Genomic DNA, 20012 nt, shown 5'->3' with positions numbered 1-20012 from the left:
AGTGTCATTAGCCGGGGGTAGAATATGGGACACTTAAACCCTTCGACAAACAAGTCGAAGGGTTTTGTATAGGTAAAGTTAACCTTTTTACCCTGCAAAACCAAGTTAGAAAGCCACACAACCCAAAGTGGGAAATCTAACTACCATTGCGAACTTACATTTTATGATAAAATTTAAAAAAGGAGATTTTATGAAAAAAATATATATACTAATATCATTGTTTTTATTTCCAGCCATGCTTTTAGCTTATGGCGTTAAAGGCGCACCCTGGCTTGCAATCAATGCCAATCAAAATTATACGCTTACAAATTCTAAAAACTATTACCATCATCCTAAAATAAAAAATTGGATAACAAAAGGCGGCCAAATTATACGGATTCAGTACACTAATGATAAAGGACACGTTAAAACCATTGCCAATATCTTGGTGGCTAAAAATACCGCTAATCAAGGTAATCCCCAGGACGGGGCTATGCAACTATATGTTAAATGCTTTGAATGTCCACACAATGAAGTTAATTTTATGATAAAAGATAATCTTTGTTATGAAGCCTCCTCAAAAGCTCCTTCCGGGCAATGGGGAAAGGCGAGCGGTTGCTTTGAACGCGTGGATTAAGCAAAAATAAAATGGATATGTTCAATACTATTTTTACTGCTAACAATATTTATGGGATTGTTTTCTTATCCATTGGCGTGATATGTGCTTTTCTATTTTTTAAACATATAAAAAACAGCCCGTCTTTTAAAAAAGACAGCATCTCCTTAAATGCCACAATAATCTCTTTCAGTGAAAGTAAAGAGTTGGAATCCTCATCAGAAGGGCCTTCCGTTTATACAACTTACTATCGCCCGCAAATAAAATATTTTATCGGACAGGAAGAGTTTACTTATTACATGCCCTATAAAAGAACCCGAAGGCCAAAAATAGGCAAACAAATAAAAATTAAAGTCCATCCGTCAGATTTATCAAAACCGAGCGTTGCAGGGGAGTATGCATTTGCCCTTCCGCTATATTTTATTATAATGATTATTGGCTGTGGGGTACTAGGCATTGTTTGCCTTTTCTTTCCGCACATACTTGAAAATTTAAAGCCATAGTTTAATAGGCATTTTTTATTTCTGTTGCCACTTGAATAAGTGCTGTTTTATACTCGGCTGTTAGCAAGGTATCTACTTTTTGGTAGAAATTAAAACAATTAAAGGCGCTTTATATGAAGCGCCTTTAATTTATTCAAAATAGCCTTTAAGGCGTTTATATTTCAAATTTTATATTTGTCATTTCCTCACAAATTTTCCAGAGCTTATCGGCATATTCTTTATTTAATGCCCATGGTCTTACGCCAAAAGGGGCGGGGCTGCCGTCGGGTACTATAGGGGCAATATTGCAGTCCTCCAGATAAATACCGCCTTTCCCTTCCAACTCCGGGCTTGAAGCAGCCCATGTAGTAGTAGCAGCGCCCTGCTCTACATTTTTATATAAATCCCCTGTGTTTTTGGGCCTTCTGATAAAATTTAACACTTCTGTAACTTTAAGGGTTCTGGCAGCTTTAGCAGATAATCTGCCTAGAAAAATTTTATATTTTGGCGCGTAGCCTATCTTGCCGCCCACAAAAAGATCCGTGGAGGGCACGGGACCGGGATGTACGGCATATGCCCTTATATTCTTTTTCTTTAGCATTTCATCCTCTTTTACGGATAAAAGTGCAAGCGCAGTTTTAGTTTGCGCGTAAGCACGCATACCTGAGTATTCTGTTTTTTCAAAATTTATATCATCAAATATAACGCCTCCCGCTCTGTGTCCTCGGGAAGATAAATTTATTATCCGCGCTCCGTTCGCCTTCTCTAAAGCAGGATATAAACGGGCCGTCAGCTGGAAATGCCCCAAAACATTTGTTGCAAAATGCCTTTCATAACCTCTTGAATCTCTTTCCAACGGAATATCCATTACAGCTGCGCTGTTAATTAAAACATGCAGCGGTTTGCCGGACGTTATATATTTTTTAGCAAAAGCGTCAATAGTTTGCGGGTCTGTTAAATCAAAATACTCTATTTGTACATTGTGTATACCCTTTAAGTTTTTTTCGGCATTTTCATTTTTACGCGCTAAAACAGTTATTTGAGCGCCCGCGCTTGCCAACGCTTTTACAGTCTCAAGACCAGTACCCGTATGCCCGGCGGTAATAACAATGTTTTTACCCGTTAAATCCAACCCTTTGACTACATCCTTAGCTTTTGTTTTGTGGTTGAAAACAGAGTCCAAAGTCTTTTGTTTTTCATCTGCGATAATGGGCCCGTCATACAGCTGAGCCTTAGAAGAAGGGTCCTTTAGAGAACGATAAAACCCATAAACAAATAATGCATAAGAAAAAACTAAAATTAAAATCATTATTAAAAAAACTTTACATATCCCCATTTATCTCCTCCTTATACAACCTTTAAATATAAATTAAGAATATCATTTTTTAGACATACTTAGGTAAGGGTAAAGCACTCTATCATATCTAACAATGGCCGGATTCGTTTTAAGTCTTTGGCTACATCGTTCCAAAGCTCTGCACTGTTTCGGTAGGTTTTAGAACACAATGACCCTTGGACGATTAAGTCCAAGGGTTTTGTATAATTGATATATGAAAATAACAGTTTTTAACGGCAGCCCCAAAGGGGCAAAAAGTAATACCAACGTTATAGCAAAAGCTTTTTTAGAGGGCGCGGCCCAGGCGGGCGCGCAAACAGAAAATATTTTTTTAATTGATAAGAAAATAAACCATTGCATGGGCTGCTTTAGCTGTTGGTTTAAGACACCAGGCAAATGTGTGCACAATGACGACATGGCGCAGTTGCTTAACCTGTACAAGTCATCAGACTTAGTATGCTTTGCCACGCCTGTTTATTTGTGGAATATGACGGCGTGCATGAAAAACTTTTTAGACCGTTTAATACCCATAAAAAACCCGGCGGCGGTAGAAAATAACGGCAAGTACGATATGGCCAACGCCGTAAAAATGCCGGACGTAATGATTCTATCCAACGCGGGCTTCCCGGGCGACAACAACTTTGCCACCATGAAAGAAGTTATGAAAACGGCCACCCCCATTTTAGAAATATATCGCAACTGCGGCATGCTGCTGCAAACGCAAAACTCAAAACTGCAAGAAAAAGTACAAAACTATCTTTCTTACGTTAAACAAGCCGGGGCTGAGATGGCTAAAGAAAATAAAATCTCCCCCGCTACAGCCAAAGGGCTGGAAGAAGAACTTATCCCGGCGGCGGATTATCTGCGTTATATATCCGGACAATAACAAGAACATTATATAGTAGAAACCCCGCTCACAATATTGTGAGCGGGGTTTTTATGTAAAATTAAAGGCGGTGTTACTTCATTATAAAATAAGTTATGCCTCTGCCGCCGTCAGTCCAGTCTACTCTTTCGGAATAAGATTTACATACAGACATAGCGGCTGAATTTTCGGTATTGGCTTTACACCAGCGTCTGCCCTGCCAGCCGGTATTGGAACCGCGAGGTAGGTAGTATTCAAGCTGCGGGAAAGAAACTGCGTCCGTATTAGCTTCGCAGGCTTGGTTGCTGCAGATATAGTGGTATACTTTGGCTTTTTGTTCCGCAGTCATATTCTGCCACTGTCTGCCGTCAGGAATAGTAATATCCAAGTCATCTATATTGCCGGCATATTCGTCGTGCTCAAGATAATACCTTTCCTGCGCGTCTACAAGATTGCGCAGAACTATCATGGCCTCCGCCACTCTGGCCTTTGCCACCGCTTTCTGGTACTGCGGCAAAGCTATAGCGGCTAATATGCCGATGATTAACACAACAACCAAAAGTTCTATTAAAGTAAAACCTTTTTTCATATTTATAGTATAGAAAAAAAACCTATTTCACACAAGTTGTTAAAACAAACTAACGCAACCCGTCTATACCCCGGCGGAAAACGCGTTTTAATTGCTATAATAAAATTAACTTATGAGAGAAAGATTAAATATACACGGCTTTAACCCGTGGCACCACGTTTTACCCGGCACACAGGATACTCTGCCGGAAGTAGTTAACGGTATTATAGAAATACCCCGCGGCACCCGCGCCAAGTACGAGCTTGATAAAGAAAGCGGCCTGCTTAAGCTGGACAGAGTGCTTTACACATCCGTCTATTATCCGGCCAACTACGGCTTTATCCCGCGCACATACGGCGCCGACAAGGACCCGCTGGACATACTGATACTTTCGCAGGAGTCTGTAGTGCCTATGTGCATTGTGCCCGCGCGTATAATAGGCGTTATGCGGATGCTTGACGGCGGGGAGGCCGATGATAAAATTATAGCCGTTGCCAAAGGCGACCCCAGCGTAAGCCATTTTGACGATATCGCGGACCTGCCCGCCTATCTTACAAGCGAAATTATGAGCTTTTTTGAAGACTATAAAAAGCTTGAAAATAAAACAGTTGTGGTGGAAAAGATGTTTGACAAAAAAACCGCCATAGAGATTTTGCAGGAAGCGCTTACCATGTACAACAATAAATACGGCGCGTTAAACTACGAACGCAGAAAATAGAAATTATCTTCCCCCCCCCCTTTCAAATTATTTGAAAGGGGGGGATTTATTACCTCGCTTTCTTTTTTGATAAATAAGAAGTAGGTGCTGCTCCCGGGTTTTAAGTTATAAAATTTAACTAGAAGAAAACTTCCAGGAGAATATTATGAAATTTTTTGAAGATGAGGCAAAAAACACACAATTTATAAAAAACAACCTTATGGGCCCCAACGCGCTTATAATACTTAAGGAACTACTGGACAAGCTTAAATTAAACAAAAATATGCGCATTTTAGACTTAGGCTGCGGCACAGGCCTGACATCTGTCTGCCTGGCAAAAGAAACGGGCGCGCAAATTTTTGCCGCCGACCTGTGGATATCCGCCACAGATAACCTTAAACGTTTCACGCAGCTTGGCCTGGAAAAACAGATTTTTCCCCTGCAGATTGACGCGGCCAAGCCCATGCCGTTTGCCGAGGACTTTTTTGACGCCGTTATCTCTATAGACGCTTATTACTACTTTGGAACAGCGGCGGGCTACCTTGATAAAAACATTGTCCCGCTGGTTAAAAAAGGCGGTGTTATAGCCATTGGCATACCCGGCCGCAAAGATGAAAACGACGCTGAATTGGCGGCAAAAATGGAACCTTACCTGCAAGGGGAAAAGAACTTTCATTCATTGCAATGGTGGAAAGACCTTTGGCAAAAATCAAAAAATATAGAAATTACCGCAGCATTTTCCATGCAATGCCACGAGCAGGCCTGGCAAGACTGGCTGGCCAGCGGGCATTCTTTTGTTAAACACGATATTGAAATGATGAAGGCGGACAGCGGCAAATATTTTGACACAATAGGCCTGGCGGCGGAAGTTATTAAAGCGGAAAACAACCCTGAGCCGGCGTCTTGGTGGCAAAAGTTGTTAAATTAAAATATATTTCTTTGCTCATATAAAAACTCCGCTGTTATATTTAACAGCGGAGTTTTAACACAATTTATCTTATCTCCTGCGGCCGGGGCCTCTTCTAAAATGTCCCGTCATACCTTCATGATGCTGGCCGCGCTCACAGCCTTCTCCGTGGCCGCCGCCGTGGTCTTCTCTCTCAAAACCTCCACAATGTCTGTGAAAATGTGAAAAATGATGTCTGTGCCCGCCATGTTCTTCTCCTTCGGATATTCTATCCCCAAATCCTTCAATAATTTTATCAAGCATGTTTGAAAGATTAGTTTTTTCTTCATCGCTTAAAAAAGAAAAAAAGTCTTCTTTTGACGTTTCCTCTCCTTGCAACGCGGCCTCTTCCCCAGCGGGGGTAAGGCTGATATTCATAGAGCGCCTGTCTGTTTCAGAGGCGCTGCGCTGTACAAGTCCGTTTTTTTCAAGTTTAGCTAAAAGCTCGCTAAGTGACTGCGCTCTTAAATCTAAAAGATAGGCAAGATCTTTCTGGCTTATATTAGGTTGTATTTTGAGTAGCGCAAGCACTCTGCCCTGCCCCCTGTGCGCGTTAGCAAAAGGCCCGCCCGCCATATGATGCATATGGTGGTGCATCCTGTGCATAAGCGCGCCGGCACGCACAAACTTCTCCATTAAACTTATTTCTCTTTCTGTCATATACTGCTCCTTCGCGGTAAAAACCGCAGGGCCCGTCGGCCCCGGTTGGATTTTCTAATAATACAATTAGAAAGGTACCTGATTATATTGTACAGGTACCTTATCAGTTTGTCAACTATATTTTATTTACCGCTATAAACTTTTAATAATTTATAATATAAACTTGCCGCGCCAAATTTACATAACATAGAGGGAAACAATGTCTTCATTAACTGACAATATTAAAATAGCAATACAATATTTAATACCTAAAAAATTTATTTCAATAGTTATAGGCGCTTTTGCCAAGGCGGACCTGGGGGCGCTTACCACTTTTGTTATAAAAATATTTATCAAACACTATAATGTGGACATGACTGAAGTTATAGTACAAGATGTAAAACAATTTAAATGTTTTAATGATTTTTTTGTAAGAAAGTTGCAAGACGGCGCGCGCCCTATAGCCCAAGAGCCTCATGCCATTATCCACACTGCCGACGGCACGCTTAGCGAGTTTGGTAATATAGATAAAGACTTACTTTTACAAGCTAAAAACCGCTATTACAGTTTAAACACCTTGCTTGGCGGAAATGAGCAAGACAGCAAACCATTTGAAAACGGCATCTTCGCCACCACTTATTTAGCGCCCAGCAACTACCACCGCGTTCACATGCCGTGCGACGGCAAGCTGGAAAAAGTTATATATATACCCGGCTGTTTGTTCTCAGTTAACCCGCTGGTGGCAAAAAAAGTAGACAGCCTTTTCGCGCGTAATGAGCGTGCGGTATGTTTTTTTAGTAATGACAAACTGGGCAAATTCACCGTTGTGCTTGTGGGCGCGGCGGTAGTATCGGGCATATCTTTAGTTGTTACCGGTGAGACGCTATCTGCAAAAAGCGGCGAAAGAAAAACCTTTGACTATACTGCGGAAAATATTTTTCTAAAAAAAGGCGCCGAACTGGGAATGTTCTTTTTAGGCAGCACGGTTATCTGTATTTTTCCTAAAAATAAAGTTGTACTGGGCGACTCTCTAAAACAAAACGTTCCCGTTACCATGGGCACGGAGTTGGGGAAGATATTATAAGTAGTTTAAACAGCGGTGCCTTTTTTGGGAACCGTAAGCCCGCTCATATCAACGCCTTCAAGCCCCAGCAGTTTAACCTTTTTACCCACGCCGCCGGCAAAGCCTGTCAAGCTGCCGTTTGCCCCCACAACACGGTGGCACGGTATTATAATAGAAATTGGGTTATGCCCCACAGCCCCGCCGACAGCCTGGCCGGACATTGTTTTTTTACCGCTTTTTTTAGCAATCTTTTTAGCTATATCGCCATAGGTGATAACCTTGCCGTAGGGTATTTCGCAAAGAATCTTCCACACTTCGGCGCGGAAGTCGCTGCCCTTTGGCGCCAGACGCAAATCTGAAAGAGGCGGGTTTTTACCCGCGAAATATTTATCCAACCACTTGGCGGCGGTTTTAAAAACAGGCAAATCCGCATTTTTTACCGCGCCCGCGGGCAGCGTGGCGGCATAATACTTTTGTCCTTTCATCCAAAGCCCGGTAATATTTTTACCGTCGCTTGCCATAAGCAAAGCGCCTATGGGTGAAGAGTAGTCCATAGTATAAAAAATTTCTTTTTCTGCTTTTTGTTTAACTGCCATACAACCCCCCGTTAACTGTACAATACAAAGTTACTATATCACTTGGAAATATTATTGTCAATTTATATAATAATCATATGAAAAAATTACTACTATTATTTATTTCTTTTACTTTTTTGACACATGTCCACAGCGGTATTTTTGCTGGGAAAGAAGATATTATTCTTAATCAGTTACATATTGACAGTACCCAATACTCTCCCGATCTAACAGCGAAAAAAACATGGCCATACACTCCCGCTCTTTCTATATTAATATTAGCCCAAATTATACCGCAGGAAGATAGCTGGGAAGCGCAGGAACACCAGTTATATTTGTATCTTATAGACAACGAAACAGGTAAAATTGCCGCAACATTTGACGGAGATTTGAGCGCCGCAACCGATACAATGCCCCTTACCGGGGTTTCCATAGACACCGCGGCCTATGATATAAAAAAAGACAGCCGGGCTTTCGGCGTAAGAATTACCTACACTGGCCAGAGCAGAGCAAACCCTATTACAGAAGAAACCCTTTCTCTTTTCACATATGAAAACGGCAAAATTGTACGTATTCTAAAAGATTTACCGGTATTAGAAACGGAGGGCATGTACGGCGGCACATGCGAAGATTATTTTACAAAAACAGTAAAAACGCTTATTGTTTCAAACAAAGAAACTAATTCTTATAAAAACCTTACTGTAAAAGCTGTAACAAAAAAAATATTTGACAATGCTTTTATAGAAGACGGGCAAACCTGCCCAGAAGTAAAACCGGTAATAACAAAAAATACTTCCTCATTAAAATTTAATGACGGCGAATATAAATAGAAATTAAAAGCTCCGCTTTATTTGACGCTGCGTGTTAAAAGCGTTATAATTTAAGTAAGTATTTTAACTAAGGAGATGTCTTATCAAGACTAACATTTATAAGGAATCGGTCATTATGCGTAGCAAAGGCTGCCATAAATGATAATTTATTAAGTAGCCTTTGCTCGTCTTAAAGTTCAAATTTAGGAGAGCATAATGAGCTATGTAAAAGCAAAAAATATCTTACCCGCCAAATTACTGCGGGAACTGCAAAACCATATTGAAGGACAGTACTTATACATCCCCTTAAAAACAGGTTCTAAAAAACCTTGGGGCGCAATTACTAAAAGTAAAATACTAACGGAAGAAAGAAATAAAGAAATCTTTCGCAGTTATCAAAAAGGCGTAAGTGTAGAAAAGTTATCACAACAATACTTTCTGTCTGACAAAGCGGTATACAAGATTATTGCTAAGATAAAATATAACAGATAGCACACACGGTACGGGCAAAATGCCCGTACCGCTTTTTTATTTAATAATTATAAAGTAGGTAGGCGCGGCCAAATATAACTGGTAAAATTTTTACAGTAAAGGGCAAAACATATACGCCATATTTCAGACGGGGTTTAGTATAATACCCTTATGAAAACATTAAAATATTTTTTAATTTGCGTTGTTATATGGCTTATACTTTTTGCCGCTATACGTATTTCGGGTTTAGAAGACACTTTGGTTTTTAACCCCTCGGCCCCGCTGGAAAGTTTTATAGAAAAATCCGGCGGAATTGAGCAGATTATAAAAACCGAAGACGGGCAGGAAATTGTGTCCTGGTTTTATAAAGGAGACCCTAAAAAACCTGTAATAATACTAAGCCACGGCCGCAGCGCGTATGACTTTACTCTTTTACCTTTAATAGGCATTTTACGCGGGCAAGGCAACACGCTGGTTGCGTACAGCTACAGCGGTTACGGTAAAAGTACGGGCAAACCGTCGGAAAAAGCTATTTACCAAGATTTACAGTCTGTTATAAACGCGGTAAAAAAACAGTTTAATTTAACTGATAAAGACATTATTCTGATGGGACACTCAATGGGCGGCGCGGTAGCTATAGACGCGGCCTCTAAAAATGCCTACAAAGCGCTTATAGTGGGCAGCACGTTTTCTTCTATACGCGACGTACAAAGATACCAAAGTATAGAAAAACCCGCGCTCAGCATGCTTGCGCTTTTGCCGCTTAAACATAAAATGAACTCGGCCGCTAAGGTAGCCAAAGTTAAAACGCCGTTTTATATGTTTCACTCAAAAGACGATACTATTGCGCCGTATTATATGTCTGAAAAGCTTGTAAGGCGAAACCCTGCTATCATGCGTTTTACATATAACAAAGGTAATCATAACTATGTTTTTTGGTATGCGGATGATTTAGCCGCTGTTATAAAAGAAATAAATAATAAATAAGGATAATATATGAACTTTTTTGAAGACAAAAATAAAAACACGCAGTTTATGCTGGACAATATGATGGGCCCCAACGCCGTACTTTTACTTGAAGAATTATTGGGTAAAATAAAATTAAATAAAGATATGCGCATTTTAGATTTAGGCTGCGGCAAAGGTTTGACGTCACTGGCTCTGGCTAAACTTACAGGTGCGCAAATATTTGCCGCGGACCTGTGGATTACCCCTACGGAAAACTACGAACGTTTTAAGGAAATGGGGTTTGAAAACCAAATTATCCCCCTTAGCGTAGACGCGTCTAAACCGCTGCCCTTCGCGGACAATTACTTTGACGCGGTGATAAGCGTAGACTCTTACCACTACTTTGGTTCCGGCCAAGATTACCTGCAAACGCACATTTTACCCTTGCTTAAACCGGGCGGCATAGTAGGCATAGCAATACCCGGCCTGCAAAAAAACTTTGACAACGGCGTACCGTCGGAAATGCAGCCCTATTGGCAGGACGACATGTTCTTTTACTCCGTACAGTGGTGGAACGAACTTTGGCAAAAAGCTAAAGGGGCCGAGGTTAAAGAAGCGTTCTCCCTCAAAACACACGCTGAAGCTTGGCAAGACTGGCTGAAATCAAGCAACCCTTACGCCGTAAGAGACGTGGACATGATGAAGGCCGAGGGCGGCAAATACTTTGACACCATCGGAATAATAGCGCAAAAAAAGTAGATTAATCTTTATCTGGCAACAAAAGAAAGGTCCGCTTACGCGGACCTTTTTGTGTATCCTTCAACCCACCTCGACGAAACATCTTCAAAAACACTTACGCCTTCCTGCCGCCCGATGAAGGCCGGACTAGTTTTACCCCTAAAATTAATCCGGCCTGGCCATTTGCGGCGCGGACGCTTGGCAACGCCCGCGCCGCCCTTTCCCCCGTTACCGTGATTTCAAAACACCTTTTACCCCAACCTATACACGGTATACCGCCATAAACACGCGGTATTTTAACCCTTACCATACAATTAGACCGACCGTCGGTCTAATAAAATATAACAATTGTTTTCCAAAAAATCAAGACCTTTTTTTATATCCGCTTACTTGAAATATAGAAGCAAATGTCTTATACTTTAAATACGCAAAACCCCAGAGGCGCTATGAAACAAACTAAAACTACCATAAAACACGACAAACGCAAAAATGAGATTTTGGACATAGCCGAAAATCTTTTCACAACCAAAGGTTATGAGAAAACCACAGTAGAAAACATAATAAATACCGCCGTCATAGCCAAGGGCACTTTTTACCATTATTTCAAATCTAAAGAAGAACTGTTAGACGCTATTATCATGCGTTTTATGGATGTAGGCGTGAAGATAATCCAGTCTATCGCGGACGACCCTAAACTTACCGCCGAGCAAAAACTGCATAAAGTTACCACTTTCAAATACCATAAATCCACCCCAAACGCAGGGCCATAGCGGAAATACAAAAAGTTGACAATACGCAAATGTTTCAAAAAACGCTTGTTGTGGCTATTATGCGCATAACCCCCGTAATGACAAAGGTGCTGGAACAAGGCATAAAAGAGGGGTCTTTTAAGACAGACTACCCTTATGAGGCAATGGAACTTATGCTTTTACTTTCACAATTTTTATTTGAAGGGCACATATTACCCTGGCCTAAAAAAGACTTTCCTCGTAAATTTAAGGCTTATACGTCATTTATAGAAGACCTGTTTGGCGCTAAGCGCGGCTCGCTTAAATATATGGAAACCACACAAAAACAAATGATTAACCAATAATATAAAAAGCCCCGGTAAGTATTACCGGGGCTTTTTATATACCGCCCCGTAAACACGCTTTTTCTTTAGTATAATTTTTACCATAGGATAAAATATATAAGAGGATAATATGATTAAAAAAATATTACTGTTTACCGCCGTATGCTGCGCGCTTGGCGCGTGCGCGTCTAAAACCGTGCAAGTAAAAGTGACTAACCCCGCCGATAATACCAGAATCAATGAAATAGTTGAGCTTGACCTTACCAAAACAGGCTTAAAACCCAAAAATATCGTTATAACAGACGCCAAAGGTATGCAAGTGCCGTACCAATTTACGCGGATTACCGATAAAGGCCCGCAGGCGGTTATATTCCCGGCCTACGTAGGACAAAAGCAGTCCTCTCTGTATACTTTAACCAACGGTACCCCGCACACCTTTGACGCGCAAACATTCGGCCGCCACATTCCCGAACGCAAAGACGACTTTGCCTGGGAAAACGATAAAGCCGCCTACCGCATGTACGGCCCCGCGCTTGCCGGCGAAAACCCCAGCAACGGCGTGGACCTCTGGCTTAAAAGAACAGAAAAATTAATTGTAAACAAATTTTATAAAGAGGAACTTGAAGACGGCCTTTCCTACCATATAGACCGCGGCCAGGGGCTGGACTGCTACAAAGTGGGCCACACGCTTGGCGCTGGCGGCGTAGCGCCGTATTACAAAAATAAACTTTGGGTGGGCAACCATTATGACACTTTTAAAGTGCTTGAAAACGGACCCTTGCGCACAACGTTCGAACTTACCTACAACAATGTGGCGGTAGATAATAAAACGCTTAAACAAGTTATCACAATATCGCTAGACGCTTACTCAAATATGAACAAGGCCGTTGTACGCTATGACGGCCCGATAGCCTCAATGCAGCTGGCGCCGGGCATTTACCTGCACGACAAAGTGGATAATGTTAAAACAGATAAAAAAGCCGGTTACGCCGCTTACGCGGAAAACGCCGTGTCAGACGCGGGCGTACCCGTAGGCAGAAACTATGTGGCTGTTGTGGTCCCCGGCCTAAAATCAACCTTACAGAAAGACGCGCACGTGCTCGCTTTGGCGGACTATAAAACCGGTGAGGACTTTACCTACTACTTTGGCGGCGGCTGGAGCAGGTGGGGCTTTCCGTCAGACCAGGACTGGTTTAACTATGTAGAACGTTATACTAACAATCTTAAAAACCCGCTGCAAGTTGAAATAATTTCACAACAAAAATAAAAAAACGCTCCCGCAAGGGAGCGTTTTTAATTAAATCTAAAATAAATTACTGCTGGCAGGTAATAACCAGTTTTACTTCATGCGTGTCATCAGTAAGGTCATGTTTAACGCCCGATACTGAAACACCTTTATTTGCCGGCTTATCAAATATAGAACTGGCCACGCCAAGCACGGTAGAAACTGTTTTTTGCTGTGCGCCGCTGCCAAACATGCCTGTGTATTTTGCCTCCTGGCTGTTGACTATATAGGCGCCGCTTTTATAACCCGCCTCTTTACAAGCCAGTTTAGACGCTTTTAAAGCTTTAGATAACGCGCCTGACTCGCTATCGCTTTTAGAAGTTATTGTGTGCTGTGTTTGCGATGTCCTGATAACGGTGCCGTAATCTTGTGCGCTGGCACACGCCAGCATAAAAAACGCTAAAGCTAAAAGGGGTAACATTTTATTCATTGCTTTCTCCTGTGCAATCTAATATTTTATTATACTTATTTATAGGTTTTTATATACAATTACTCTATGGGGGATAAAATGAAAAATATTATAAAAACAGCAGTAATACTGGCTTGGGCCGCAGTGCCGCTTGCCGCCGCGGACTTGCAGGAAATAAAATTAAACAAACCGCAGTTAACAAAAGGCGACAATATAATGAAAGCCTTTTCCAACAGAAAATCTGTAAGAGAATTTTCAGCCAAACAGCTTGACCTGCAAACGCTTTCCAACCTGCTCTGGGCCGCCAACGGTGTTAACCGTGACGACGGCAAACGCACCGCGCCCAGCGCCATGAACAGGCAGGAAATAGACGTTTATGTCTGCCGTGATGACGGCGCCTACTTTTACAATGCGCACGAGCATAAACTTGTCCCCGTGTCTAAGAGCAACTGCAGGCAGTTTAACGTTCTTACTTTAATACTTGTGGCCAATGCTAAAGAGGGCGAACAATACGCCGCCATAGACGCGGGTATAGTATCGCAAAATATTTCTTTATTCGCCGCAGGCATGGGCCTGGCCACAGTACCTAGAATGTCAATGCCGCAGCAAGAATTTAGAAAAATATTAAATCTTAAAGAAGGCCAGCAAATGCTGCTTAACCACCCAGTCGGCTACCCCGCCCAAATAACAAATAAAAAATAAGGATATAAATAAAACATATGCCCCCCAGGACAATAAACCTGTGGCATCTTTTAGAAAAAAGAACAAACAGGAGTAATAATTTTAATGAAAAAAATATTTTTTATATTTTTGGCGGCAGCCGCGGGCATTGCCATATTTTTGGGCGCCGCACTATTTTTTATAACTGCGGAATGGAAGGAGTTTCCGGACTATTGCCCCAACTCCCCCTTGGCACATGCCGTATATGACAATGATTTAAATACTTTAGCAGAACTGTTAAAAAACCAAAAAACTTTAAAATCTATAAACACGCCCGACGCCTGCGGCAACCCGCCGCTGGACGTGGCCATACAACAAGGAAATATTGAAATAGTAAAAGAATTGCTGAGTGCAAACGCCGAAGTTAACCTGGTTTACGGGCAAAATAAAATAACCCCGCTGCACGCAGCCGCGGGCTGGAACGGTAATAATAAAGAAGAACTAAATATAATAGAAATTTTGCTGCAAGCAGGTGCAACTATTGAAGTGGCGGACGCTTACGGTTTTACGCCGCTACACGAGGCCGCCTCTAACGCCGACAGCGGTAAAATTAAATTGCTTTTAGAATATGGCGCTAACCCAAATGCCCAAACAACCCGCCGCCGCACGCCGCTGCATTTGGCGGCGCAGATGGTTGGCTCGCGCGAGGGCCCGGCGGCTATAGGCCTGCTAATATCTAACGGCGCGGATACCCGCGTAAAAGATGAAAACGGCGAACTTGCTTTAGATATAGCAACACGCAATTTAACACCCCAAACAGACGCTAAGGCGGCCATTAAACTTTTAACCCCGTAAAAAATCCCCCGGCAAGCCGGGGGAACAAACTAAAACTTCAAATTTAATTTTTATCAATTTTATCTTCCTAATTTTTTACCTAACTCCGCGCCTGTAATAGCAATCATAACGGGCCTGCCGTGCGGGCAGTGCATGCCGTCCTCACACATAGACAGGTCTATAATCAGACGGTCGGCCTCAGCTGTGCTTATGTCTTCTTTAGCTTTTATAGATTTTTTGCACGCCAGCATGGCAACTGTTTTCTTTTTAAGTTCGTCCGTGCTTTTTAAAGGGTCGCCCACAATTTGCGCCAGGCTTATTATAAACTCACGCAGGTTGTCTTCTTTAAACCTAAAAATATTTGGCACCGTGCTTACCAAAATTGTACGGGGAGAAAACTGTGATAATTCAAAGCCGGCCGTTTTCAGCCAATCCGCCCACAATACCAGCGTTTCAATATTGCTGGCGGGCAGGTCAACATGCACGGGGAACATAAGCGGCTGTACGCCAAGCGTGTTAGTTTCCATTTCTCTCATGTACGCTTCATACAGCACTCTTTCACGCGCGGCGTGCTGGTCCATTATTATCATGCCTGGTTCAGTCTCGTAAATCAAATAACTTTTGTGTACCGCGCCTAAATATCTATACGGGCCCTGCCACCAGCTGGGCATTTTAGCGGGGGCGGCGGTCTGCAAAACGGAAGAGTCTTCTTCGTCCTGCTGCGGCTGCGGGTTGGGGTTATAGGTCACAGGCTCTTCAAAATCTTTTACTATAAAATCTTTTTTAAGCGGCGCACCCGAGAACACGCTTTCCGCAGCAGCGCTTAGCGGTTTATAGGCGGACTCCATCGGCGGCGGTTTAACGGGGAACTCCATTTGCACGGGCGCGGCCGTTGGCGTAACGCTAACCTGCGGCGGCACAGCCGCACCAAACAAATGGCGTTCAATTGTGTTCATTATAAAACCAAAAATCGCGTTTTCTTTTAAAAATTTAACGTCGCGCTTTTGCGGGTGTATATTAACGTCAAAATCCGTGGCGGGCATTTGCATATAAATTATAAACGCCGGGTGCTTGTCTCTGGCGCGGGAACCTTGGTACGCCTTATACACTGCCTGCTGTAAAGTTTTGCTGGTGAGCGGCCTGCGGTTTAAAAAGAAAAACTGTAAATCACGCAGTGAAACCAAACTGCTGGCGGGTGTGAGAAACGCTTTAAAATCATAATTTTCATTTTTAATTGTTATTAAATTAGCGGCAACCTCTTCGCCCAAAATTGCCTGTGCGCGTTTTATAACAGCTTTGTCAAAGTCTTCCGTGCCAGAGGGCAAAGCGTAAACGGCTTTACCGTCCGTGCGTACGTTATACGCCACGTTAAGGTTAGCCAGGGCGGATTCTTCCACTACCTTAAGCAGCAGCCCCCGCTCATAAGCGTCTGACTTTAAAAATTTTAAACGGGCGGGCGTATTAAAAAATAAATCACGCACTTCTACCGTCGTGCCTTTAATATTTGGCGCGGGCGACTGTTCAACAACCTTGCCGCCGTCCACAATAATTTTATTGCCTTGCCCGCCGTCAGTCGCGCTGCTAATTGTCAGGCGGGAAATTGACGCGACGGAGTACAACGCCTCCCCCCTAAAACCAAAAGTGTCTAAACTGTCTAAATCTTCATAATCTTTTATTTTACTTGTTGAGTGGCGCAGAACTGAAAGCGACAGGTCTTCTTTATTCATACCCGCGCCGTTATCGTTAACGCGTATTAAAGTTTTGCCCGCGTTTTCAATATCAATATTAATTGTGGTTGCGCCGGCGTCTATGGCGTTTTCTAAAAGTTCTTTAAGCACGCCTGCCGGGCGTTCTATCACTTCCCCCGCCGCTATACGCGCCGCTACTGACTCTGTTAAAATTTGAATTTTAGTCATTATCTATTCTCTTTTTCCACTCGGTTATCATTTGCAGGGCTTCCAGCGGCGTCATGGCGGCCGGGTCGGCCAATTTAATTTCTTCCACTATCGGGCTGGAAAATAAATCTACCACCATATCCTGCTCCTTTTTAGAAACGGACGCGCCTTGCTTAGACTCTAAATCTTTTAAAACTTTTTTAGCGCGTACTATGGTGGAAGCGGGTAAGCCCGCCAGTTCCGCCACGTGTATACCGTAGGATTTATCGCCGGCGCCTTCTTTTATTTTATAGAGGAAAGCTATTTTACTTTGCCCCTGCGCGTCTTTATATTCCTGCACTTCGGCGTGGTAATTTTTAATGCCCTGGTATTTATTTTCCAGGTCCGTCAGTTCAAAATAATGCGTGGCAAAAAGCACTTTTGGCCCGCCGGATTTTTTATACAGAAATTCCGTTATAGCCCATGCTATGGAAATACCGTCAAATGTAGACGTGCCTCTGCCAACCTCGTCCAAGAGTATCAAACTTTTTGGCGTGGCTGAGGCCAGTATATGTGAAGTTTCTTTCATCTCCACCATAAAAGTACTTTGACCGCGGCTGATAGCGTCCTGCGCGCCAATGCGCGTCATAATTTTGTCAATTATGCCAACCTGCGCCTCGCTTGCGGGCACAAAGCCGCCCATTTGCGCCAGTATCACAAGTATGGCGCTTTGCTTAAGGTAAACGCTTTTACCGCCCATGTTGGGGCCTGTGATAATGGCTATTTGAGTATCAGTGCCCAGGTTAATATCATTTGGCACAAAACTGCCCGGCGGCAAACTGCCCTCCACAACAGGGTGGCGTACATCGCGGGCAAAAAATATGTCCGTGTTTGTAATAACGGGTTTTGTAAATTTATATATTTTGGCGGCGTGGGCTAGCGTTCTGTAAACGTCCAGCTCCGCCACGGCGGAGGCGAAAGCACGCAAAATTTCTATATGCGCGGCTAAATGCTTGCGCACCTCGTCAAATAAGCTTGTTTCCAGGCGCAGTATGCGCTCCTGCGAATGTAAAATTTTATCTTCAATCTGTTTAAGTTCTTCTGTTATAAAACGTTCGGCGTTGGCAAGCGTTTGTTTACGGGTGTAATTGTAAGGTACTTTATTAACTTGCCCCTTACTTACCTCAATATAATAACCAAAAACAGAGTTATACCCCACTTTTAGTGTAGGAATCCCCGTTTTTTCTTTTTCACGTTCGCAAAGCTCTGCCAAGGTTTTATTGCCGCCTGATTGTATGGCCCTTAATTCGTCCAGTTCAGAGTTAAAACCCGGTTTTATTATGCCGCCGTCCGATATTTTTATAGACGGGGTTTCCTCAATAGCTTGCTGCAGTAAATCTGACAAACTTTCTATAGTTACAATATTTTTAAGAATACTGTTTCTAACAGCGGGCACTGCGTCGCCATAAGTGTCAAACCAAATTTTAAGCCTGTTGTGTACGGCTATAGAGCGCGAAAGGCCCGCCAAATCACGGGGGCTGGCATTGCCTGTGCCAACACGGCTCATTATGCGTTCAATGTCGCTTATGTCTTTTAAAATTGTTTCCAGCTCAATGGCGGCTGTTTCATTTTCAAAAAAATTGGCTACGCAGGTTTGCCTGGCAAGTATTTCATTACCGTCCATAAGCGGGTTTAAAATCCAGTTTTTTAACTTGCGGCTGCCCATGGGGGTGGCGGTAAAATCTAAATGGTCCCACAAACTGCCTTTGCGCCCGCCCGCGCTGCCCTGTACTAACTCGAGCGTGCGCACGGCGTTTTCGTCTAAAGATAAATAGTTGGAAATTTCTTTGTAAAAAGGAATAAGAATGTCTTTAAACCCAGGCTCGTTAACATTAATATATTTTATGGCGGTGAGCGCTGCTGCAAGAGCGGTTGATTTTTGCGCCCACATCGCCTGCGCCGGCCAGTTGGCGGGGATTTGTTTGGAATCTTCTCTATAAACTATTGTTGTTGCCACGGTGCCGGGCAGTATCATGCTGGTGTTAATAGCGTCCAGCGTTTCATTATCTAAAAGTATTTCGGCGGGATTAAGCGCCGCAAGCATGCAGGAAAGATTGTTAAGTAAAATATCGTCATCGTCTTGCGTTACCCAAAATTCTCCGGTAGACACGTCTATCGCGGCAGCGCCCCACCCTTTTTTATGCACAAAAACCGAAACGAGATAATTGCTTATATTACTTTCAAGCATATTATCTTCTATAACGGTACCGGGGGTAATGACACGCACTATTTTGCGCTCAAAAAGCTTGCTTTTACCCTCACCCGTGCCAACTTGTTCGCAAATACCTACTTTTTTGCCCGCTTTAATAATTTTGCTTATGTAATTTGCCCCGGCATGGTACGGTACGCCGCACATGGGCACGCCGCCGCGGGCGGTTAAAGCTATACCCATAATTTTGCTGGCTTCACGCGCGTCATCGTCAAACATTTCGTAAAAATCGCCCAGGCGGAAGAATATTATTATGCCGGGGTTCTTTTCTTTTATATCATAATACTGGCGCATTAAAGGGGTAAGCGTGCTGGGGTCTCTCATTACTTCTCCATATTTTTATACATTGTTAGGGCTATTATAGTTTTGGCGTCTTTAATTTCGCCTTTTTCTATCATTTTTAAAGCTGTTTTAAAGGGGAACAGGCGCACGTTTAAAAACTCGTCCTCATCGGGGTTGGTTTTGCCGGCCTTAAGGTCAGTGGCTATAAAAACATGCAAAAGCTCGTCAGAAAAGGCACAGCACGGGTGAAAGGAGATAAGTTTTTTTACTTTGCCCGAATACCCGGTTTCCTCTTTAAGTTCCGCCTTGGCGCAGGCTAACGGGCTTTGGCCCTTTTTGGCTTTACCGGCAGGTATTTCCCAGGTGGTTGACTTTACGGGGTAGCGGTATTGCTGCACAAGCACTACTTTGCCGTCATTGGTTATAGGTAAAACGGCACTGGCGCCCGGGTGTACCATATACTCGCGCGTGGCGGTGGTGCCGTTAATAAGTTTTACCGTATCAAGGTTAAAACCCACTACACCACGGAAAATAGGTTTGCCGGAAAGCTTAACTTCTTTTAATTTATTATAATGTTTAGGCATAGTTTTAAAAT

23 protein-coding genes are annotated in these 20012 nt (G+C 42.9%); 15 read left to right on the top strand and 8 right to left on the bottom strand.

The window, feature by feature from the left end; translation table 11 throughout:
- The first annotated feature begins 190 nt into the window (after positions 1 to 190).
- Entirely contained in the window at positions 191 to 616 is a 426-nt protein-coding gene (locus AAIR98_RS02650) for a hypothetical protein (protein WP_423970701.1), read from the top strand.
- Positions 617 to 633: 17 nt separating this feature from the next.
- Entirely contained in the window at positions 634 to 1098 is a 465-nt protein-coding gene (locus AAIR98_RS02645) for a hypothetical protein (protein ID WP_423970700.1), read from the top strand.
- Between the two features lie 154 nt (positions 1099 to 1252).
- On the opposite strand, the gene AAIR98_RS02640 is transcribed toward AAIR98_RS02645, so the two are convergent.
- Entirely contained in the window at positions 1253 to 2413 is a 1161-nt protein-coding gene (locus AAIR98_RS02640) for an SDR family NAD(P)-dependent oxidoreductase (RefSeq protein WP_423970699.1), read from the bottom strand.
- Between the two features lie 214 nt (positions 2414 to 2627).
- Here AAIR98_RS02640 and AAIR98_RS02635 point away from each other — a divergent pair, with 214 nt between their 5' ends.
- Positions 2628 to 3299, top strand: coding sequence for a flavodoxin family protein (locus AAIR98_RS02635; protein ID WP_423970698.1), 672 nt, complete (start codon positions 2628 to 2630; stop codon positions 3297 to 3299).
- 73 nt (positions 3300 to 3372) lie between these two features.
- Here the strand turns inward: AAIR98_RS02635 and AAIR98_RS02630 are convergent, their stop codons facing one another.
- Positions 3373 to 3867: a type IV pilin protein gene (locus AAIR98_RS02630; RefSeq protein WP_423970697.1), complete on the bottom strand. Its 495-nt coding sequence runs from the start codon at positions 3865 to 3867 to the stop codon at positions 3373 to 3375.
- A gap of 112 nt (positions 3868 to 3979) precedes the next feature.
- Here AAIR98_RS02630 and AAIR98_RS02625 point away from each other — a divergent pair, with 112 nt between their 5' ends.
- Entirely contained in the window at positions 3980 to 4564 is a 585-nt protein-coding gene (locus AAIR98_RS02625) for an inorganic diphosphatase (protein ID WP_423970696.1), read from the top strand.
- A 145-nt stretch (positions 4565 to 4709) separates the two neighbouring features.
- Complete coding sequence (locus AAIR98_RS02620; protein ID WP_423970695.1) at positions 4710 to 5471, top strand: SAM-dependent methyltransferase; 762 nt, start codon at positions 4710 to 4712, stop codon at positions 5469 to 5471.
- 69 nt (positions 5472 to 5540) lie between these two features.
- Here AAIR98_RS02620 and AAIR98_RS02615 read toward each other — a convergent pair whose 3' ends face one another.
- On the bottom strand, positions 5541 to 6149 hold the full coding sequence (locus tag AAIR98_RS02615; protein ID WP_423970694.1) for a MarR family winged helix-turn-helix transcriptional regulator: 609 nt from the start codon (positions 6147 to 6149) through the stop codon (positions 5541 to 5543).
- A gap of 199 nt (positions 6150 to 6348) precedes the next feature.
- Here AAIR98_RS02615 and asd point away from each other — a divergent pair, with 199 nt between their 5' ends.
- Positions 6349 to 7212: an archaetidylserine decarboxylase gene (asd, locus tag AAIR98_RS02610; protein ID WP_423970693.1), complete on the top strand. Its 864-nt coding sequence runs from the start codon at positions 6349 to 6351 to the stop codon at positions 7210 to 7212.
- Between the two features lie 5 nt (positions 7213 to 7217).
- On the opposite strand, the gene AAIR98_RS02605 is transcribed toward asd, so the two are convergent.
- A complete protein-coding gene (locus tag AAIR98_RS02605; RefSeq protein ID WP_423972031.1) occupies positions 7218 to 7757 on the bottom strand; it encodes a methylated-DNA--[protein]-cysteine S-methyltransferase in 540 nt (179 codons plus the stop codon).
- 107 nt (positions 7758 to 7864) lie between these two features.
- On the opposite strand from AAIR98_RS02605, the gene AAIR98_RS02600 reads away from it, so the two are divergent.
- The 7 genes from AAIR98_RS02600 (at position 7865) to AAIR98_RS02570 (ending at position 13071) form a co-directional block, all read left to right on the top strand.
- Positions 7865 to 8596: a PA3715 family protein gene (locus tag AAIR98_RS02600; protein ID WP_423970692.1), complete on the top strand. Its 732-nt coding sequence runs from the start codon at positions 7865 to 7867 to the stop codon at positions 8594 to 8596.
- Positions 8597 to 8791: 195 nt separating this feature from the next.
- Entirely contained in the window at positions 8792 to 9067 is a 276-nt protein-coding gene (locus tag AAIR98_RS02595; protein WP_423970691.1) for a CD3324 family protein, read from the top strand.
- A 150-nt stretch (positions 9068 to 9217) separates the two neighbouring features.
- On the top strand, positions 9218 to 10033 hold the full coding sequence (locus tag AAIR98_RS02590) for an alpha/beta hydrolase (RefSeq protein WP_423970690.1): 816 nt from the start codon (positions 9218 to 9220) through the stop codon (positions 10031 to 10033).
- Between the two features lie 9 nt (positions 10034 to 10042).
- Positions 10043 to 10753 carry an SAM-dependent methyltransferase gene (locus tag AAIR98_RS02585; protein ID WP_423970689.1) on the top strand — a complete coding sequence of 237 codons (711 nt, stop codon included), beginning with the start codon at positions 10043 to 10045 and terminating at the stop codon, positions 10751 to 10753.
- A 425-nt stretch (positions 10754 to 11178) separates the two neighbouring features.
- Complete coding sequence (locus tag AAIR98_RS02580; protein ID WP_423970688.1) at positions 11179 to 11502, top strand: TetR/AcrR family transcriptional regulator; 324 nt, start codon at positions 11179 to 11181, stop codon at positions 11500 to 11502.
- Between the two features lie 29 nt (positions 11503 to 11531).
- Positions 11532 to 11825, top strand: a complete 294-nt coding sequence (locus AAIR98_RS02575) for a hypothetical protein (RefSeq protein WP_423970687.1) — start codon at positions 11532 to 11534, stop codon at positions 11823 to 11825.
- A gap of 109 nt (positions 11826 to 11934) precedes the next feature.
- Complete coding sequence (locus AAIR98_RS02570) at positions 11935 to 13071, top strand: DUF4861 family protein (protein ID WP_423970686.1); 1137 nt, start codon at positions 11935 to 11937, stop codon at positions 13069 to 13071.
- A gap of 46 nt (positions 13072 to 13117) precedes the next feature.
- On the opposite strand, the gene AAIR98_RS02565 is transcribed toward AAIR98_RS02570, so the two are convergent.
- Complete coding sequence (locus tag AAIR98_RS02565; protein WP_423970685.1) at positions 13118 to 13519, bottom strand: hypothetical protein; 402 nt, start codon at positions 13517 to 13519, stop codon at positions 13118 to 13120.
- A 78-nt stretch (positions 13520 to 13597) separates the two neighbouring features.
- Here AAIR98_RS02565 and AAIR98_RS02560 point away from each other — a divergent pair, with 78 nt between their 5' ends.
- Positions 13598 to 14200 carry a SagB/ThcOx family dehydrogenase gene (locus tag AAIR98_RS02560; RefSeq protein ID WP_423970684.1) on the top strand — a complete coding sequence of 201 codons (603 nt, stop codon included), beginning with the start codon at positions 13598 to 13600 and terminating at the stop codon, positions 14198 to 14200.
- A gap of 84 nt (positions 14201 to 14284) precedes the next feature.
- On the top strand, positions 14285 to 15013 hold the full coding sequence (locus tag AAIR98_RS02555) for an ankyrin repeat domain-containing protein (RefSeq protein WP_423970683.1): 729 nt from the start codon (positions 14285 to 14287) through the stop codon (positions 15011 to 15013).
- Positions 15014 to 15072: 59 nt separating this feature from the next.
- On the opposite strand, the gene mutL is transcribed toward AAIR98_RS02555, so the two are convergent.
- From mutL to AAIR98_RS02540, 3 genes are read right to left on the bottom strand one after another with little or no spacing between them, the layout of a single operon-like run.
- Positions 15073 to 16908 (bottom strand): DNA mismatch repair endonuclease MutL, encoded by a 1836-nt coding sequence (gene mutL, locus AAIR98_RS02550; protein ID WP_423970682.1) that lies wholly within the window; start codon positions 16906 to 16908, stop codon positions 15073 to 15075.
- On the bottom strand, positions 16901 to 19459 hold the full coding sequence (mutS, locus tag AAIR98_RS02545) for a DNA mismatch repair protein MutS (RefSeq protein WP_423970681.1): 2559 nt from the start codon (positions 19457 to 19459) through the stop codon (positions 16901 to 16903). Before mutS ends, mutL begins: the two co-directional genes overlap by 8 nt.
- Positions 19459 to 20001, bottom strand: a complete 543-nt coding sequence (locus AAIR98_RS02540; RefSeq protein WP_423970680.1) for an NUDIX hydrolase — start codon at positions 19999 to 20001, stop codon at positions 19459 to 19461. The genes mutS and AAIR98_RS02540 overlap by 1 nt, the downstream gene beginning before the upstream one ends.
- Positions 20002 to 20012 lie beyond the last annotated feature (11 nt).

This window comes from Elusimicrobium simillimum (assembly GCF_049639735.1).
In the GTDB taxonomy this organism is placed as follows: Bacteria; Elusimicrobiota; Elusimicrobia; order Elusimicrobiales; family Elusimicrobiaceae; genus Elusimicrobium; species Elusimicrobium simillimum.
Note: the sequence above shows the minus strand (reverse complement) of the source record. Positions and strands in the feature narration are given on the sequence as shown.

What these genes read in the sequence shown, in the direction of transcription:
- AAIR98_RS02650 (WP_423970701.1), top strand. Translation starts at nt 191, where the DNA reads ATGAAAAAAATATATATACTAATATCATTGTTTTTATTTCCAGCCATG.
- AAIR98_RS02645 (WP_423970700.1), top strand. Translation starts at nt 634, where the DNA reads ATGTTCAATACTATTTTTACTGCTAACAATATTTATGGGATTGTTTTC.
- AAIR98_RS02640 (WP_423970699.1), bottom strand. Translation starts at nt 2,413, where the DNA reads ATGGGGATATGTAAAGTTTTTTTAATAATGATTTTAATTTTAGTTTTT.
- AAIR98_RS02635 (WP_423970698.1), top strand. Translation starts at nt 2,628, where the DNA reads ATGAAAATAACAGTTTTTAACGGCAGCCCCAAAGGGGCAAAAAGTAAT.
- AAIR98_RS02630 (WP_423970697.1), bottom strand. Translation starts at nt 3,867, where the DNA reads ATGAAAAAAGGTTTTACTTTAATAGAACTTTTGGTTGTTGTGTTAATC.
- AAIR98_RS02625 (WP_423970696.1), top strand. Translation starts at nt 3,980, where the DNA reads ATGAGAGAAAGATTAAATATACACGGCTTTAACCCGTGGCACCACGTT.
- AAIR98_RS02620 (WP_423970695.1), top strand. Translation starts at nt 4,710, where the DNA reads ATGAAATTTTTTGAAGATGAGGCAAAAAACACACAATTTATAAAAAAC.
- AAIR98_RS02615 (WP_423970694.1), bottom strand. Translation starts at nt 6,149, where the DNA reads ATGACAGAAAGAGAAATAAGTTTAATGGAGAAGTTTGTGCGTGCCGGC.
- asd (WP_423970693.1), top strand. Translation starts at nt 6,349, where the DNA reads ATGTCTTCATTAACTGACAATATTAAAATAGCAATACAATATTTAATA.
- AAIR98_RS02600 (WP_423970692.1), top strand. Translation starts at nt 7,865, where the DNA reads ATGAAAAAATTACTACTATTATTTATTTCTTTTACTTTTTTGACACAT.
- AAIR98_RS02595 (WP_423970691.1), top strand. Translation starts at nt 8,792, where the DNA reads ATGAGCTATGTAAAAGCAAAAAATATCTTACCCGCCAAATTACTGCGG.
- AAIR98_RS02590 (WP_423970690.1), top strand. Translation starts at nt 9,218, where the DNA reads ATGAAAACATTAAAATATTTTTTAATTTGCGTTGTTATATGGCTTATA.
- AAIR98_RS02585 (WP_423970689.1), top strand. Translation starts at nt 10,043, where the DNA reads ATGAACTTTTTTGAAGACAAAAATAAAAACACGCAGTTTATGCTGGAC.
- AAIR98_RS02580 (WP_423970688.1), top strand. Translation starts at nt 11,179, where the DNA reads ATGAAACAAACTAAAACTACCATAAAACACGACAAACGCAAAAATGAG.
- AAIR98_RS02575 (WP_423970687.1), top strand. Translation starts at nt 11,532, where the DNA reads ATGTTTCAAAAAACGCTTGTTGTGGCTATTATGCGCATAACCCCCGTA.
- AAIR98_RS02570 (WP_423970686.1), top strand. Translation starts at nt 11,935, where the DNA reads ATGATTAAAAAAATATTACTGTTTACCGCCGTATGCTGCGCGCTTGGC.
- AAIR98_RS02565 (WP_423970685.1), bottom strand. Translation starts at nt 13,519, where the DNA reads ATGAATAAAATGTTACCCCTTTTAGCTTTAGCGTTTTTTATGCTGGCG.
- AAIR98_RS02560 (WP_423970684.1), top strand. Translation starts at nt 13,598, where the DNA reads ATGAAAAATATTATAAAAACAGCAGTAATACTGGCTTGGGCCGCAGTG.
- AAIR98_RS02555 (WP_423970683.1), top strand. Translation starts at nt 14,285, where the DNA reads ATGAAAAAAATATTTTTTATATTTTTGGCGGCAGCCGCGGGCATTGCC.
- mutL (WP_423970682.1), bottom strand. Translation starts at nt 16,908, where the DNA reads ATGACTAAAATTCAAATTTTAACAGAGTCAGTAGCGGCGCGTATAGCG.
- mutS (WP_423970681.1), bottom strand. Translation starts at nt 19,459, where the DNA reads ATGAGAGACCCCAGCACGCTTACCCCTTTAATGCGCCAGTATTATGAT.
- AAIR98_RS02540 (WP_423970680.1), bottom strand. Translation starts at nt 20,001, where the DNA reads ATGCCTAAACATTATAATAAATTAAAAGAAGTTAAGCTTTCCGGCAAA.